Origin of the sequence: Bradyrhizobium sp. CCBAU 51753 (assembly GCF_015291565.1) — a bacterium.
Classification (GTDB): Bacteria; Pseudomonadota; Alphaproteobacteria; order Rhizobiales; family Xanthobacteraceae; genus Bradyrhizobium; species Bradyrhizobium ivorense.
This window is the reverse complement of sequence record NZ_CP030037.1, coordinates 3874765-3891304: the sequence shown is the minus strand read 5'-3', so window position 1 is coordinate 3891304 and position 16540 is coordinate 3874765. Positions and strand designations below refer to the sequence as shown.

Below are 16540 nucleotides of genomic sequence, written 5' to 3'. Positions count from 1 at the left end.
AATGAGCCTCGAGACGCCGTGTATCGCAGTCTGCATGATGGACCCCAAAACCAAGCTGTGCTTCGGATGCGGCCGCACGCTTCCGGAGATCGCGCGCTGGCACAAGATGGACAGCGCGGAACGGCTGGCGCTGATGGCCACCTTACCGGCGCGGATGGCGGAGGCCGGGCTCCAGCGCATCGAGCCGCGCCCGAAGCGCGCCTGACCGAGGCTCTCGCGGGAGGCGCGCCGTGAGCCGCATCCTCCTCGTCATCCTGCTGCTGATGGCGACCGCGGGCGTCGTGGTTGCCTATGGCGATCCCCAGCAGATCGCGCGCGCCAGGGAAAACATCTCGCAGATCTTCGGCCACGGCAGCGCCGGCCCCGCCCCCGCGGTGCAGATCGCGCGCAGCCAGGGCGGCGAGTTCGCCTTCCGCGCCAAGATCAACGGCGTCAGCGCGCCGATGGTGATCGACACCGGCGCGACCTCGGTGGTGCTGACCTGGGAGACCGCCAAGGCGATCGGGGTGCCGATCGAGATGCTCGAGTACAATGTCGATCTCGAAACCGCCGGCGGCCACACCAAGGCGGCGCGGCTGACGCTCGACCGCCTCGCGGTCGGCAAGCTGGTCGAGAAATCGGTGCCGGCGCTGGTGGTGCAGCGCGGCCAGATGAAGACCAATTTGCTCGGCATGAGCTTCCTCGACCGGCTCGAAAGCTGGGGCGTGCGCGCCGACACGCTGCAGCTGACCGGCTATCCCGACGTCACCGGCAGCATCAACACCGCAGGGCGTCACAAGCGCCCGCGAACGGCGGTCGACTGAGCGCGCCGCGCTACCGGTCGTCCTCGTGGATCGACGACGGATGCCGGCACAGCGGCGTGACCTCGATCTCCATGAACGGAAACAGCGGCAGGCTCGACAGGATGTCGTGCAGTTCCTGCGCGCCTGAAACGTCGAAGATGCTGACATTGGCGTAGCGTCCGGCGACCCGCCACAGATGGCGCCAGGCGCCGGAGCGTTGCAGCTCCATGGCTCTGGCACGCTCGGCTTGCTTCAGCGCGTCCAGTCTTTCGGTGGGAAGATCGTGCGGAATCCGCACATCCATCTCGACGTGGAACAGCATGACGAAAACTCCTTCTCCATCCAGACGGCCAAGGCCGCCACGCGATCGTGGCGGCCCCGGCACTTGACTGCGAGCAGTGGTCGAGATCAGCCCTGCACCAGGCCGCGGCTGACCAGATTGATGTCGTCGGGGTTGATCAGATCCTTCGCGGTCCAGCCCGACACGTCGTAATCGCTCATGCAGTTGCGCGCAAAGTCCTGCATTGCGCCGAGGTCGCCGGTGGCGGTCGCGGCCATCAGGGTCTCGACGCGCAGGTTCTCGTAATTGCCGGCATAGTTGCGCTCGTAGAGCTCGTGGCGTCCGCCGAACTCCGAGCCGACCGCGTCCCACAGCAGCTTCAAGAGCTTGATGCGGTCGATCGCGGCATAGCCGTTGGAGCCGCGCACGAAGCGGTCGAGATAGGGCCGGATCGCCTCGCTCTCGAGATCGGCCGAGCTCGACGGCAGATAGATCAGGCCGCTTGCGACATGGCGCTCGATCAATTCCTTGATCCGCGGATAAGCCATCGGCGCGAACACGCGGTAGGCAAGCCCGTAGTTCAGATTGGGCAGGTTGAAGCCGTCGGTGCCCTGCCAGGCGATCGGCGATTTCACCATCGCGTCCGCGATGCCGTGGAACAGGTTGCGCCACGCGATCACCTCGCCGACGGCGGTCTGCACGCCGCGAAAATCCTTCGATCCGGTGGCGTCGACCGCCATCGAGAACAGGCCGGCGATGAAGTCGAGCTTGACCGCAAAGCGCGTCACGCCGTGCAGGGTAAAGCGCGGCACGAAGCCCGACGCCGGGAAGAACGCGTTGATCTTGTCGATATCGCCATAGATGAAGACGTTCTCCCAGGGCACCAGCACCTTGTCGAACACCAGGATGGAGTCGTTCTCGTCGAAGCGGCTGGACAGCGGATAATCGAACGGCGAGCCGGTCGCGGCCGCGGTGAACTCGTAGGACGAGCGGGCGATCAGCTTGATGCCCTTGGCATCCATCGGCGCGGTGAAGATCAGCGCGAACGACTTGTCCTTGATCGGAATGCCGTAATGCGCGATGAAATTGTAATGCGTCAGCGCCGAGCCTGTCGCCACCACCTTGGCGCCCGACACGATCAGGCCGGCGTCGGTCTCCTTCTCGACATGCATGAAGACGTCGCGCACCTCTTCGATCGCCCGGTCGCGATCGATCGGCGGGTTGACGATGGCGTGGTTCCAGAAGTCGAGCCGCTCCTGGGTCCGCGCATACCATTTCTTGGCGTTGCCGGCGTACTCGCCATAAAAGCCCGAATTTGCCCCGAGGGTGCCGAGGAACGAGGCCTTGTAGTCCGGCGAGCGGCCCATCCAGCCGAATGCGACCTTCTGCAGTTCGGCGATCGCATCGCGGCCGCGGATCAGATCCTCGGCGGTCCTTGAACCGAGGAAGAACGGATGGGTCAGCTGCCCGGTGCCGGTGTCGGTGAGGACGCCGATCTGATCCTTCTTCTCGTGAAAGCGGTCGTACCACCGCGCCACCATTCGCGCCGAATTGCGGAACGCCGGATGCTCGGTGACGTTCTTGACGCGCTCGCCATAGATGTAGATTTCGCGCCCGTCCTGAATGCTCTCCAGGAATTCGGTGCCGGTGTAGACGTTGGTGGTCGACGCGGGCGCATCGGCCCGCAGCGCTGCTGCAGTCGTCATGGACGTATCTCCTCCGCTTGACGCCATCGGACACGCGGGCCTGCCGCACCGGTCCGTGACCGTATCGTCACGCTCTTGCCCGGCGTGACATCGGAGCAGAAACTAGGCGCACACATTGAGCCGGCGGAAGGTATCACCCAATACCGGACAGAGCGCCGCAGCTCGCGCTATCACTTGCTGGCGCGGCGCAGACCACGACCTTGCAGCCGACGCAACGCCGCCGCGGACAACGCATCCGCGCACGGCAAGGGAGCGAACCCAAGGGAGCAAACCATGGGCAAGGGTTTTGGCAGCGAAGCTGTCGCTTTGCATCGTGCCGGGGAATTGGGCCTCCCGGCCAGCGTGGTGACGATCGGCGCGTTCGACGGCGTTCATCGCGGCCACCAGGAATTGCTGCGGCAGACCATCACTGCAGCGCAGCGGCGCGGCGTCCCTGCCGTGGTCTACACCTTCGATCCGCCGCCAAAGGTGTATTTTGGCCAGGCCGAGGCGTTGACCTCGCTCGCCGAGAAGCTCGAGCGCATCGCAACATTCGGACCCGATCACGTGATCGTCGCGGATTTCGACCGCGTCTACGCCCGCCGCTCTGCGGCCGACTTCATCACCGAGCTGCAACGGCTCCACCCGCATGAAGTGCTCGTCGGCGAGGATTTCCGCTTCGGCGCCTGCAAGAGCGGCACCGCGCTGGCGCTGCGGCAAAACTTCAATACGCACGTGCTTCCGCCTGTGCGGTGCAGCGCGGGCGAGATCGTCTCGAGCAGCCGGATCCGGGCGCTGCGCCGATCGGGCCTCGCCGCCGCCGCGGCAGCGCTGGAGAACTGGAGGGACGTCCTCACCGCGCCACCGGCCAATCGCCCGTCCCAACTCGAGGTGGCCACCCCATGACCGCGATCGATCCGCGCGCGCTGCGCAACGCCTGCGGCCAGTTCGGCACCGGCGTCACCATCATCACGACGCATTGCGAGGGCCGCGACCACGGCATGACGGCCAATGCCTTCATGTCGGTTTCGCTCGATCCACCGCTGGTGGCGATCTCGATCGCCAAGAGCGCGAAGATGCTGCCCAACATCCAGAAGACCAGCCGCTTTGCGGTCAGCGTGCTGGCCGAAGGCATGGAAGACCTCGCCTGGCATTTCGCCGGCAAGCCCAAGCCTGACCTCTGCGACGTCTTCGAACGGCGCAACGAGCTGCCGGTGATCGCCAACGCGGCGGCCTATTTCGTCAACGATCTCGCCCACGAGATCGCCGCGGGCGACCACACGATTTTCCTGGGCCAGGTCCGCGAGATGTCGGTGCAGCACTGCAGAAAACCGCTGCTGTTCTTCAGCGGCCGCTTCGGCGGCCTGGCCGACCCGCACCCGGCGCCGGCGATGCTGGAGAATGCCGGCTACGAGTTCATCTGGTGAGATCGTCGCAGAGTTTGCCCTGAAGTGAGAAGCCAAACCGACCAACTGCAAGAAAAGGAGGAAACCACCATGAACGTCAACAAGGACACCATCACCGACCTCGTCATCGCCGCGCTCGACAAGGATATTCCGCCGCGCAACCGTCAGATCCTGACCAGCCTGATCAGGCATATGCACGACTTCTGCAGGGAGGTCGATCTGAGCTTTGCCGAGTGGCTCGCCGCCTGCGAGTTCCTGCGCCGCGCCGGCGACATCTCGGACGAGAAGCGCAACGAATTCATCCTGATCTGCGACATCCTCGGCGTCGAGGTGCTGGTCGACATGCTCGATCACCGCGTCACCGATGGCGAAAGCGAATCGACCGTGCTCGGGCCGTTCTACCGGGAGAACCCGCCGGTGCTGGCCAAGGGCGCCTCGATCATCAAGAAGACCTTCGACAACGCACAGACCGTCATGGTCAGCGGTCGTATCACCGACACCGCTGGGCGGCCGATCGAGGGTGTCACCATCGACGTCTGGGAAGACGCGCCCAACGGCCTCTACGATCTGCAGGACCCGGAGCAGCCGGCCTACAATCTGCGGGGGCGTTTCATGACTGACGGCGACGGCGAATATGCCTTCGTGGCGCTGCGGCCGGAGCCGTACCCGATCCCCTATGACGGCGCCGGCGGCGAGCTTCTGAAGTACATGGGTCACCATCCCTGGCGTCCCGGCCACATCCACTTCATGCTGTCGAAGGACGGCTATCAATCGCTGATCTCGCAGATCTACGATTCCGAGACCAAATATCTCGACAACGACTCGGTGTTTGCCGTGAAGCAGAGCCTGATCGGCCAGTTCAGGAAAGCGCCGGCCGGCGCCAACACCGACCTCGTGCTCGACTTCGACTTCAAGCTCAAGAAGACAGAGGTCGAGCGGCTTGTCGCGGCCGAGTGACACGCAATACGCCCTGCCCGGCATCGCTGGCCTCGCAGGGCTTCTCCTTTTGCTATGACAGGTGAAGAATGATGGGGCGCGCCCTGATCGACATCGCCGAGCCCGTGCAGCCGGCACAGGCTCTTACAAAAGACACCACGATCCGTAGCATTCGCGCCACGATCGTGGACGCCCCGACGCGGCGACGGCACAAGCTTTCGAACACCGAGGTGACGCATCAGGGCTACGTGCTGGTGCGCGTCCTGCTCGACAATGGCGTGACGGGCGTCGGCGAAGCGTCGACGCTTGGCGGACCGCGCTGGGCCGAGGAGAGCGTGGAATCGATCAAGGCCGCGGTGATGACCTATCTGGCGCCGGCGCTGCTGGGCCAGCCGGCGCTGGCGTTCGAGGCCAACGCGCTCCGCATGAGCAAGGCCGCGACCCGCAATTTTGCCGCCAAAGCCGCCATCGAATCCGCCCTGCTCGACGCCGCCGGCAAGACGCTTGGCCTGCCCGCCAGCGCGCTGCTCGGCGGCGCGGTGCGCGCGCGCATGGAGGTGATCTGGGCGCTCGCCTCCGGCGATAGCGGACAGGAGCTGGAGGAAGCCAAAGAGAAGCTGCACCGCCGCGAGCACCGGCAGTTCAAGATCAAGTTCGGCTTCAACCGGCCGCAGGCCGATCTGAAGCGGCTGCAAGCCCTGCGCGCCGGTCTCGGTGACGACGTCCTCCTGATCGTCGATATCAATCAGGGCTGGAGCGAGGCCGAGTGCATCCGCTTCATGCCCGCGCTCGAGGAACTGGATGTCGCGCTGGTCGAACAGCCGGTGTCGGCGCTGCAGCTCGAGGCGATGGCCCGCGTCGCGGCGCGCACCTCGATCCCGCTGCTGATCGATGAAGCCGCCTTCACCAAGGAAGAGATCGCGCGTGTGGCGACGATGGCCTGCGGCAGTGTCTATTCCCTCAAACTCGTCAAGAGCGGCGGCCTGTTCGAGATGAAGCGCGCCGCGGCGGTCGCCGTAGCCCACGGGCTCGCACTCTATGGCGGCTGCCTGCTGGAGAGCAGCATCGGCGCGGCGGCGCATCTTGCCGCCTTCTCCACTTTGCCCACGCTCGAATGGGGCAGCGAGCATTTCGGGCCGCGCATCCTCGTCGAGGACCTCGTCACCAATCCGATCAGGTTCGAGGAGTTCGAGATCTGTGTTCCTGAGGGACCGGGCCTCGGCGTCGAGATCGACGAGGACAAGGTCCGCGCCTTCGCGCGAAAGGACTAGCTGATGGCGCCGTGGCCGCGGACAATTGACAAACCAATGATGCCCCCGCAGTCTTTGCGCTGTAACCATCATCTCACCTTTGCGCTGATGACCGTGAGCTACGAGATCAGGCAGCTTCCTGGGACGAGCGCGCAGCAACATCCGGCTCGCCGGTGACCGGTCGCGACGACGTCATGGATCTCAGGCGGCTCGCCTATTTCGTCGCGGTCGCCGAGGAGCTGCATTTCGGCCGGGCCGCCTCGCGGCTCGCGATCGCGCAGCCGCCGCTGAGCCGGCAGATCGCGCAGCTGGAGAGCGATCTCGGCGTCATGCTGATCGACCGAAGCCGGAGCCAGATCCGGCTGACCCAGGCCGGCAGCGTCCTGCTGGAGCGTGCGCGCGACGTGCTGGAGCGGCTCGACCGGACGCAGCGCGAGATCAAGCGGATCGGCGAAGGATTTTCAGGGCATTTGCGCGTCGCCTTCGTCGGGTCGGCGACCCATGGCGTGCTGCCCAATGTCATCAAGGCGTTTCGTTCGGCCTATCCGGATGTCGAGCTCGCGTTGTCCGCGATGAACAATGCCGAGCTGAAGCGTGCCGTGATCCAGCGCGAGATCGATATCGCCGTCGCGCGGCCCGCGCTCGAGGATGAGGAATTGAAGTCGGAGCCGCTGCTGCGGGAGCCGCTGATCCTCGCCGTGCCCGACACCTCGCCGTTGCTCGATCAACAGATCACGCAGCTGTCGGCGCTCAAGGCCGAGACCTTCATTCTCTACCCGCGCAAGCCGCGGCCGAGTTTTGCCGACCACATCCTCAGCATCTGCCTCGAGGAAGGTTTCATCCCGAAGTCGCAGGTGCTGGCGCAGGACTACCAGACCGCGATCAGCCTGGTGTCGGTCGGCGTCGGCATCGCACTGGTGCCGAAATCCGTGTCGCAATCGGAACGGCCCGGCGTCACCTATCGCGCCTATGAGGGCCATAATCCGGGCACCGCGCTGTCGCTGAACTACCGGCGCGACAACCGGATGCCGCATCTGTTCAACTTCCTGAAGGTCGCGCAGGAGGTCACGCGGCGGCAGCGCAAGCAGTCGCCTGAGTGACCTGAGCACAGAGACGGGACAGACAGACTGACCCACAGCGATGTGAGCGGTCGTGATTTGCCACCGCCATCACAAAGGTGAACCTTCCTATCGGGCGCATGGACTTATCGCCACAGGGTTACCTCAGGGAGAGTGTCATGCAGCAACCGGATCAAGCAAAGCTCGACGCATTTCTCGGCAAGATGGTCGGCGACCTCGGCAGCATCGCCAGCGGGGCGCTGGTGGTGCTCGGCGATCGGCTCGGCTTCTACAATGCGATGCGCGACGGCGACAAGATGACCGCCGCCGAGCTCGCAAAGCGCACCGGCGCCACCGAGCGCAACGTGCGCGAGTGGCTCGCCGCCCAGGCCGCGGCGGGATATGTCGACTACGACAGGGACGATGACAAATTCAGTCTCAACGCCGAACAGGCCACGGTGTTTGCCGACGAGGACAGCCCCGCCTTCATGGCGGGCGCGTTCGAGGCCCTCTCGTCGATGTGGCTGGACGAGCCGAAGGTGGCAGACGCATTTCGCAGCGGCAAGGGGCTGGCCTGGCACGACCACAGCGCCTGCTTGTTCCGCGGCACCGAGCGGTTCTTCCGTCCCGGCTACAACGCCAATCTGATGTCGGCGTGGCTGCCGGCGCTCGACGGTGTCGTCGACAAGCTCAAGCAAGGCGCGCGCGTCGCCGATGTCGGCTGCGGCCACGGCTCATCGACCGTGCTGATGGCGAAGGCCTTTCCGAAATCGCACTTTGTCGGATTCGACTATCATCCGGCCTCGATCGAGCGCGCGCGCAAGGCGGCCGCGGAAGCCGGCGTCTCCGCCAATACCAATTTCGAGGTGGCGCCAGCCAAGGCCTACCCGGGCAAATACGATCTCGTTGCCTTCTTCGACTGCCTGCACGACATGGGCGACCCAGTCGGCGCGGCCACGCATGTGCGCGAGACGCTGAAGCCCGACGGCACCTGGATGATCGTCGAGCCGTTCGCGCACGATCATCTCGCCGCCAATCTCAATCCGATCGGGCGGGTGTACTACGCGGCATCGACCATGATCTGCACCCCGGCGTCACAGGCGCAGGAGGTCGGGCTCGGCCTTGGCGCGCAGGCGGGTGAGGTTCGGTTGCGGCAGGTGGTCAGCTCCGGCGGCTTCACCCGCTTCCGCCGCGCCGCGGAGACGCCGTTCAACATGGTGCTCGAAGCGCGCCCGTAAGCGCGCGATAGAACGCCGCGATCAAGGATATCGCGCGCTCAGGCCGCAACCGGCGTGAGCGCGCGGTCGTCGACCAGTGCGATCGCGTCACGCAGCACCTCGGCGCCCGCCCCTGGCCGGACGCCGTTCTCCGCCAGATGCCGGCGGAACGCGCGCGCGCCGGGGACGCCGTGGAAGGCGCCGACGAAGTGGCGGGTGATCGCGTGCAGCCGCGTGCCCTGCGCCAGCTGCCGCTCGATATAGGGCAGCATCGCCGTGAACACGTCCTTCATCGTCGCGTGCGGCGCGGCCTCGCCGAACAATTCGGAATCGACGGTGAGCAGCCGCCACGGCTCCTGATACGCCGCCCGTCCCAGCATCACGCCGTCGACATGCGCCAGATGCCGCTTTGCCTCGGCAAGGCTCAAAATGCCGCCATTGATGATGATGGGCACGTCCGGCAACGCCGCCTTCAGCCGATAGACGCGATCGTAATCGAGCGGCGGGATGTCGCGGTTTTCCTTCGGCGACAAGCCGTTGAGCCAGGCCTTGCGCGCGTGCACGACGAGTGCGTCGGCGCCCGCGGCGATCACGCCGCGCGCCAGCACGTCGAGCGCAGCCTCCGGATCCTGGTCGTCGATGCCGATCCGGCATTTCACCGTGACCGGAATTTTGACCGCGCGCTTCATCGCCGCGACGCCTTCGGCAACCAGCGCGGGCTGCGCCATCAGGCAGGCGCCGAAGCGGCCGTCCTTCACGCGATCGGACGGACAGCCGACATTGAGGTTGATCTCGTCATAGCCAAAGTCCTCGCCAATCCGCGCGGCGGTGGCGAGATCACTGGGATCGGAACCGCCGAGTTGCAGGGCGAGCGGATGCTCGCTGGCATCGAAGGCGAGCAGCCGCGCCCGGTCGCCGTGGATCACCGCGCCGGTCGTCAGCATCTCGGTATAAAGCCGCGCCCGCCGCGACATCAGACGATGGAAAAAACGGCAATGCCGGTCAGTCCAGTCCATCATCGGGGCGACGGAGAATTTCCATTCCATCTCAATTGCTTAACGGCATTGCTGGTCCAATGCAACATGACGTTTTTGAACCCTGCCGGTCCGCCGAGCATGCCGGCCCAACAGATTGGCGAAAACAACCCCATGCAAAGTAGCTTTGCAGGTAACCGGGTCCGTCAGTCGTATTCCGGCGAGTGCGAGCTGCCCCGTCTCGGCGCACTTTCCGCAACCGTCCGGCTGACTGCCACTGCGGCTTCGGCCTGGGTTGGGAAATTCAAGGTCTCGCTGCGCTCGCCGTACGCCATGATCGCCTCGCGGCCATGCACTGAACGAAGCCGCCAGCCCTGATAATCCTCGCCGATCTTCAGACGCAGGGTGGCCTTGCTGGTCTTGTCGACAAATATCCCGAAGCTGAGGTCGCCGCCGCTGATGGTGCCGACCAGCAAAAGCGGCAGCTCGACCGGCGGCGCACTCGGCGGTGGCGGTGGCGGCTTCGGCTCGGATGCCAAAGCGGCGGCAGGTGGCGGCGGCCGGCGCGACGGCGAAAAAATCGGCCGCTGGCGCGTGTCCGGCAGGACCGCCAGTGGGATCGTCCAGAGTGGATTGCCGTTCATGGCCCCCTGCCCGCCGATGGGCGACGGCGAAGCTGGGGCAGCGTCGATTGCCGGTGCCGAACCTGCCGGAGCATCCCAAAGCGGCCGGCTTGATGTCGACCCAACCGGGCCCGACACATCGAGATCGGAGATATCGGCGCACAGCGCGGAGGTTGCGGCGGAAACACCGAGCAATGGCGCCAGCACAACCGCCCGCCGCACCGATGTCCGCAGAATCGCTCTATGCCTTCTCATGTCCCTCGTCACCGACCCAATGCGAGCTAAACGCACAAGCCCTTCAGCCAAGACGAGCTGGTAACCCGCCCGCGCGAGACAAGCGACGCGCGGCCAAGCATAGGTCGCCGGGGAAGCTAGGCTTATCGGTTGCCAATGTGACAACTGTACGAAACGGCTGTTATCGCGTGGATAACTCGACAGCCTATCCGGTCGCACGATCGGCAGTGACATCCGAGGCTCGCGCCGCGCTGGCACCGCGACGGTGATCCATGACCATTCGGTCGCAGCAGCAGGTATGAAATTGTTGTTGCATCGTCATCTAGGCCTGTTAGCGGGATTTGTTGCAGTTGCTTGCTGGCTGCAGCTGTGGTCGTGCGGGGGACGTCGTGGCGGTACGTGGAGTCGTGTTGCGGGCAGTATCCGCCGCCGCGTCGGCTGCTCTGTGCGGGCTTCCAGCCGCGGCCCACGACCTCCGCGGGGTGGCGTACACCGAACTTCCGCCGGTCACCGTTGCGTCGCCGGATCATCATCACCCTCACAAGCGGCAGGCGCACACGAAACCGCCGAAGAACCATGGGATGCGTAACCGGACTGCCGCTCGCTCGGACAGCGCGGCCGCGGGCGACGGCGCAACCGGTGCATCGCGCGATGGCCCCTCCACCTCGCAGCCCACCGCCGCCAGTGCGATCCGCATCAGCGGCGCCGAGGTCAACGCGGTGCCATTCTCGCGGCCGGGCGAGGCGCTGGAAGTCGTGCCGGGCCTGATCGTCACCCAGCACTCCGGCGAGGGCAAAGCCAACCAGTATTTCCTGCGCGGCTTCAATCTCGATCACGGCACCGATCTGGCGATCTCCGTCGACGGCATGCCCGTCAACATGCCGACCCATGGGCATGGCCAAGGCTACGCCGATATCAATTTTCTGGTGCCCGAGCTGATCCAGTCGGTCAATGTCCGCAAGGGACCATACTTTGCGGATCAGGGCGACTTCGCCTCTGCCGGCGCGGTGGCGATCGACTACGTCAACAAGCTGCCGAAGAACATCGCGGAGATGACCTTCGGGAGCTTCGGCTATCGCCGCGCGTTGGCAGCGGGATCGACCGCCGTGGGCGCCGGCACGCTGCTCACGGCGATCGAGGCGGCAAAATATGATGGACCGTGGCAAGTGCCGGACGACGTCCGCAAGCTGAACGGCGTCATGCGCTACAGCCAGGGCACCGCGACCGACGGCGTGACGCTGACGGCGATGGCCTATTCCAACGGCTGGAATTCGACCGATCAGGTTCCGCAGCGCGCGATCGACCAGGGCCTAATCAGCCGCCTCGGCACGCTCGATCCGACCGACGGCGGCACGTCGAGCCGCTTCAGCCTGTCCGGCAATTGGGCGCAATCGGGCGACTACGGACAGACCAATGTCAGCGCCTATGTGCTGCGCTCCGACCTGCAGCTGTTCAACGATTTCACCTACTTCCTCGACAATCCCGTCAATGGCGACCAGTTCAGCCAGCTTGACCGCCGGACCGTCGGCGGCTTTGACGCGCGGCATGCGTTCGATTGGCGCTTTGCCGGCCTCGAAACGCAGACCCGCGTCGGCGTGCAGAGCCGCTATGACGATATCCATGTCGGCCTGTTCAAGACCGAGCAGCGTGAATGGCTCTCAACCGTGCGCGATGACCGCGTGCAGGAGGGCAATGTCGGCCTCTGGACCGACACGACCACGCGCTGGACCAACTGGCTGCGCACCACGGTCGGCATCCGCGAGGACTTCTTCGCCGGACACGTCTTCAGCGATACGCCGCAGAATTCGGGCAACGCCCAGGCCGCGATGACAAGCCCGAAGGCCGGTATCGTGCTCGGCCCCTGGTACAAGACCGAGTTCTACGGCAACGCCGGCTACGGCCTGCACAGCAACGACATCCGCGGCGCGACCATCACGGTCGATCCCAACGACAAGACGACCCCGCTTGAACGCGTGCCGCTGCTGGTGCGCTCGCGCGGCGCCGAGCTCGGCATCCGCACCAAGGCTGTCGAGGCCGTCACCAGCTCGCTTGCGGTATTCGTGCTGGACTTCGACTCCGAGCTGTTGTTCGTCGGCGACGCCGGCACCACCGAGCCGAGCCGGCCGAGCCGCCGCGTCGGCGTCGAGTGGACCAACCAGTACAAGCCGTTGCCGTGGCTGACAGTCGATCTCGACGTCGCCTATACCCGGGCGCGCTTCACGGATTTCGACCCGGCCGGCGACCGCATCCCCGGCGCACCGGCATGGGTGGCAAGCGGCGCGGTCACCCTCGGCGGCGACACCGGCTGGTTCGGCGCGCTGAAGGCGCGCTATTTCGGTCCGCGCCCCCTGATCGAAGACGACAGCATCCGCTCGCTGCAATCCCTGATCTTCAACGCGCGCGCCGGCTACAGATTCGACAACGGCCTGCGGGTGCAGCTCGACGTGCTCAACCTCTTCAACGCCCAGACCAACCAGATCGAGTATTACTATTTGTCGCGATTGCCGGGGGAGCCGATCGACGGCGTCGCCGATCGTCACGTCCATCCGGCCGAGCCGCGCGCGGTGCGGCTGACGGTGGCGGCAAGATTTTGAGCGGACCGAGCCGCCGCGTTGGCCGTCACAAATCCTCAAAGAAACTGACATAGAGCCGATGCTTTGATCGGCCGAGAGCGCGGCGTTCGGGCCGTTCGCTGCGTGCGAGACAGGAGTGAGCGAATGCAATCCGACCCGGACAGCGCCACGATGGCTTCGGCGGACCGGTTCGCGGGTGCGGTCCGGCTCGACACCGTATCGGCGCGCCCTCGGCAAGCCGCCGGCCTTGGCTGGGCCCTGATCCCGATCGTGACGGCGTCCGGCTTCGCGGGCCTCGGCTACGAGATCGTGTGGACGCGACAGTTGAGCCTTGCGCTGGGGACCGAGATGATGGCGGTGCTTGGCGCCATTGCCGGGTTTTTCGGCGGTCTGGCGCTTGGCGCGTTCGCGCTCGATGAGCTGATCAGGCGTGCGCGGTCGGCGTGGCGCGTCTATGCGATGCTTGAGGGCGTCATCGCTGTCTGGGGTCTGGTCAACATCTGGCTTCTGCCTGCGGCCGGCCGGGCCCTGCCGCCGCTGCTTGGCAGCGAGCCATCGCCAGCCTTGCTTTGGGCCGGCAGCTTTGCGCTGCCGACGCTGGTGCTGCTTCCCGCGACGATGGCCATGGGCGGAACCCTTGCCGCACTGGAGCGCATGACACGCGAAGCCCGCCGCGAGGCCCGCGTCACCGCAGGCGTGTATGGGGCGAACACGGCCGGGGCGTTGGCCGGCACGCTGGTGTCCACATTCCTGCTGATTCCGACGCTTGGCTTCTCCGGGACATTGCTCTGCCTCGCCGGCGTCAACCTGCTCTGCGCCGCCGGCGCGCTCGCGGTTGAAGCGGCGTTCGGCACGGCGCGGGTTGCGAGCGGAACGGCGCGGCCCGAGCCGGTTCGCGAGCTGCGCCTCACGATCACCTTGTTCGCCACGGGCCTGCTCGGAATCGCCTTCGAGGTTCTGGTGGTCCGGCTTGCGGCACAGGTGATGCAGGACACCGTCTATACTTTTGCGGGGCTGCTGGCTGCGTACCTGCTCGGCACGGCGGCCGGCGGCCTGCTCTGGCAGCGCAGCGGACGTGCTGCGCAGGATGGCGATCTCCGCGGCCTGCTGGCCGCCACCGCGCTTGCGTGTCTTGCGACCGCATTGCTTGCGCCCTATGTCGACCGCCTCGTCGAGGTCGCCTCCCCCGCCGGCGTGGTCGGTGAGCTGGCAGTGGCGATTGCCCTGTTCCTGGCACCGTCGACCGCGATGGGTGCATTGTTCGGCCTGCTGGCGCAGCGGGTGCGCGACCAGCGCGGCTCTGTTGGCTGGGCGGTTGGCGTCAACAGTCTCGGCGCCTCCATCGCGCCACTCGTCGCCGCGCAATTGCTGATTCCGGCTTTTGGCACATGGAAAGCCCTGCTTCCGGTCACGCTGGGCTACCTGCTCCTGCTCCCGGCCGGCTGGCCGGCGCTGGCGTGGTCCGCCGCACCGGCCGTCCTCGCGCTGGTGCTGTGGTCTTATTCCGCGCCCTCGTTGACGAGGGTGCCGTCGGGCGGCGCCCTGATCGCAATTCGTGAAGGGCCGATGGCGACCGCCAGCGTTGTCGATGATGCTTCGGGTACGCGCTATCTCGATGTGAACGGCCATTTCCGGATGGGCGGCACGAGCTCGGTTCGATCCGACTACCGCCAGGCGATGCTGCCGCTGCTGCTTCATCAAGCTCCGCACCGGGCCCTGTTCCTCGGCATCGGGACCGGCGCCACCGTGGTCGGCGGATCGCAGATGCCGGGCGTGAGCGTGCATGGCGTCGAGCTTTCCCGCGAGGTGGTGGACCTGCTTCCCTGGTTCATCAATCCGGCAGCCGCTCCGGCGCTTCGGATGACCGTCGCCGATGCCCGCCGCTACATCGCCGCGGATACCAGCCTGCATGACGTGATCGTCGCCGACCTGTTTCATCCGGCGCTGGATGGCAGCGGCACGCTCTACACGGTCGAGCATTTCGGCGCCGTGAAGCGCAGGCTCGCGCCCCAAGGCATCTTCTGCCAATGGCTTCCGCTTTATCAGCTTGATCTGCCCTCGCTCCGCGCCATTGTCCGCAGCTTTCTCGACGTCTATCCGGACGGCGCGGCCTGGCTCAACCACTACAGCGTCCGCACGCCGATGCTGGCGCTCATCGGCACGAGGGATGGCGGTGATCTCGACACCAGCGCGCTCGCTGCCCGGCTCCGCGATCCCGCGATCGGGCCAGTCGTGCGGCCGCTCGGGTTCGCGGCGCCGATCGATCTGCTCGGCCAATATCTCGCAGGCCCACGCGCCCTCGCCGCATTCGCCGGCGAAGGTCCGCGCAACACGGATGATTATCCGTTCGTGACCTTCGATGCGCGGCGCAACGTCCACGCATTGACCGCGGCGCCCTGGTCGCTCCTGCTTGCATTGACCCGAGGCGTGCAACCGGATCCGGCCGAACTCTTGGCTGTCGGGCCGGAGCGCGATGCGTTGAGCGCCCGGCTCAGCGGCTACTGGCGCGCGCGTAACCGGTTTCTCGAAGCGGGCGCAGCGCTTCCGGGCGATCCGCGCGGAGCAGCCCTGATTGAAGCGGCTTCGCTCGGCCTCCTCGAGGCGCTTCGCCTGAGCCCCGAATTCGACCCGGCCTACGGGCCGCTGATGAGCATGGCGAAATCCCTGATCGGCTCTGACCGGGCAGCCGCCGCCGGCCTGCTGCGCCAGATAGTCGACGCGGCGCCATCGCGCGGCGAGGCCAGGGAGCTGCTGCTGCGAGAATTCGGATTACGAAAGCAGTGACCCGCTTGGCCTCGCTCAGGGCGCAAAGTTGATGCGATAGCCCCAGCAGTCGAGATGATCGGGAATGGCGTTGAAGGCGATCGTGATCCGCTGCCCGCCCGGATTCCTCGGCACCTCGTGGTAGAGATAGCTTGGAAAAAGCACGAGATCGCCCGGTTCGGCTTCCGGCAGGACGTACTTGCCCGCGTTGAAAGGCCCGATGGCGGCGTCTCGCGTATGATGGCGGAAGGAGAAGTCGAAACCGCCGGGCGGCCGCACGAAAACCGTCTTGCAGGCCGCGTGCGAGGGCGTCAGATAGATAATGCCCGAGACGAAACTGTTGGCGTGCGAATGCAGGGTCTGGTTTCCGCCGGTCTCGAGCATGTTGGTCCACATCTCCTTGACGGTCCAGCGCAACTGTTCGCCGAACAGCAAGACGCCGAAATCGACCAGCTTTGGCACGGCCAGTTCAGCGATCTGGCGAAACAGCTCGTTGTCGCGCGGATCGGCGACCTCGGTGTGGAACAGCTGTCCCGATCGGAGATTGCTTTCGATGCGCGCATTCCGGATCGCGGTCACGGCGGCTTCGTTCAGCGACGGAGGAAGCAGCTGGGGCGAGCGCATGAGGGGGATCGGGAAAAGCGGTTCGATCTGATCCATGTGGTCAATTTTGCCTGTTCTGGTGCGGAGCCCGACAATGCGCGAGCAAAGATGACACTGCGATGACAGCGGGCAGCGTGCCGCAGTCTGCCGAGGTGA

The 16540-nt window shown here is 65.8% G+C and carries 15 protein-coding genes; 10 read left to right on the top strand and 5 right to left on the bottom strand.

Annotation, left to right across the window (positions count from 1 at the left end; genetic code table 11):
- Nucleotide 1: 1 nt before the first annotated feature.
- Nucleotides 2-205, top strand: coding sequence for a DUF1289 domain-containing protein (locus XH93_RS17225; protein WP_139482666.1), 204 nt, complete (start codon nucleotides 2-4; stop codon nucleotides 203-205).
- 25 nt (nucleotides 206-230) lie between these two features.
- Nucleotides 231-803 (top strand): TIGR02281 family clan AA aspartic protease, encoded by a 573-nt coding sequence (locus tag XH93_RS17220; RefSeq protein WP_194474442.1) that lies wholly within the window; start codon nucleotides 231-233, stop codon nucleotides 801-803.
- A 10-nt stretch (nucleotides 804-813) separates the two neighbouring features.
- Here XH93_RS17220 and catC read toward each other — a convergent pair whose 3' ends face one another.
- Entirely contained in the window at nucleotides 814-1104 is a 291-nt protein-coding gene (gene catC / locus XH93_RS17215) for a muconolactone Delta-isomerase (RefSeq protein ID WP_194474441.1), read from the bottom strand.
- An 86-nt stretch (nucleotides 1105-1190) separates the two neighbouring features.
- On the bottom strand, nucleotides 1191-2768 hold the full coding sequence (locus XH93_RS17210; RefSeq protein WP_194474440.1) for a 4-hydroxyphenylacetate 3-hydroxylase N-terminal domain-containing protein: 1578 nt from the start codon (nucleotides 2766-2768) through the stop codon (nucleotides 1191-1193).
- Between the two features lie 273 nt (nucleotides 2769-3041).
- On the opposite strand from XH93_RS17210, the gene XH93_RS17205 reads away from it, so the two are divergent.
- From XH93_RS17205 to XH93_RS17180, 6 genes are all read left to right on the top strand, one after another.
- Entirely contained in the window at nucleotides 3042-3653 is a 612-nt protein-coding gene (locus tag XH93_RS17205) for an FAD synthetase (protein ID WP_246799654.1), read from the top strand.
- Nucleotides 3650-4174: a flavin reductase family protein gene (locus XH93_RS17200; RefSeq protein ID WP_194474439.1), complete on the top strand. Its 525-nt coding sequence runs from the start codon at nucleotides 3650-3652 to the stop codon at nucleotides 4172-4174. Before XH93_RS17205 ends, XH93_RS17200 begins: the two co-directional genes overlap by 4 nt.
- 69 nt (nucleotides 4175-4243) lie before the next feature.
- A complete protein-coding gene (locus XH93_RS17195) occupies nucleotides 4244-5110 on the top strand; it encodes an intradiol ring-cleavage dioxygenase (protein WP_194474438.1) in 867 nt (288 codons plus the stop codon).
- 71 nt (nucleotides 5111-5181) lie between these two features.
- Nucleotides 5182-6360 carry a muconate/chloromuconate family cycloisomerase gene (locus tag XH93_RS17190; RefSeq protein ID WP_194475202.1) on the top strand — a complete coding sequence of 393 codons (1179 nt, stop codon included), beginning with the start codon at nucleotides 5182-5184 and terminating at the stop codon, nucleotides 6358-6360.
- Nucleotides 6361-6533: 173 nt separating this feature from the next.
- Entirely contained in the window at nucleotides 6534-7439 is a 906-nt protein-coding gene (locus tag XH93_RS17185) for a LysR family transcriptional regulator (RefSeq protein ID WP_194474437.1), read from the top strand.
- A gap of 137 nt (nucleotides 7440-7576) precedes the next feature.
- Nucleotides 7577-8635 carry a class I SAM-dependent methyltransferase gene (locus tag XH93_RS17180; RefSeq protein ID WP_139482657.1) on the top strand — a complete coding sequence of 353 codons (1059 nt, stop codon included), beginning with the start codon at nucleotides 7577-7579 and terminating at the stop codon, nucleotides 8633-8635.
- A 38-nt stretch (nucleotides 8636-8673) separates the two neighbouring features.
- Here the strand turns inward: XH93_RS17180 and dusA are convergent, their stop codons facing one another.
- Both dusA and XH93_RS17170 read right to left on the bottom strand, forming a co-directional pair.
- Nucleotides 8674-9660 (bottom strand): tRNA dihydrouridine(20/20a) synthase DusA, encoded by a 987-nt coding sequence (gene dusA, locus XH93_RS17175; RefSeq protein ID WP_194474436.1) that lies wholly within the window; start codon nucleotides 9658-9660, stop codon nucleotides 8674-8676.
- A 134-nt stretch (nucleotides 9661-9794) separates the two neighbouring features.
- Complete coding sequence (locus XH93_RS17170; protein ID WP_194474435.1) at nucleotides 9795-10418, bottom strand: hypothetical protein; 624 nt, start codon at nucleotides 10416-10418, stop codon at nucleotides 9795-9797.
- A gap of 608 nt (nucleotides 10419-11026) precedes the next feature.
- Between XH93_RS17170 and XH93_RS17165 the strand changes: the two genes are divergently transcribed.
- On the top strand, nucleotides 11027-13039 hold the full coding sequence (locus tag XH93_RS17165; RefSeq protein ID WP_194474434.1) for a TonB-dependent receptor: 2013 nt from the start codon (nucleotides 11027-11029) through the stop codon (nucleotides 13037-13039).
- A gap of 123 nt (nucleotides 13040-13162) precedes the next feature.
- Nucleotides 13163-15802: a spermidine synthase gene (locus XH93_RS17160; RefSeq protein ID WP_246799653.1), complete on the top strand. Its 2640-nt coding sequence runs from the start codon at nucleotides 13163-13165 to the stop codon at nucleotides 15800-15802.
- A gap of 15 nt (nucleotides 15803-15817) precedes the next feature.
- On the opposite strand, the gene XH93_RS17155 is transcribed toward XH93_RS17160, so the two are convergent.
- Nucleotides 15818-16441: a putative 2OG-Fe(II) oxygenase gene (locus XH93_RS17155; RefSeq protein ID WP_139857116.1), complete on the bottom strand. Its 624-nt coding sequence runs from the start codon at nucleotides 16439-16441 to the stop codon at nucleotides 15818-15820.
- Nucleotides 16442-16540: the final 99 nt, after the last annotated feature.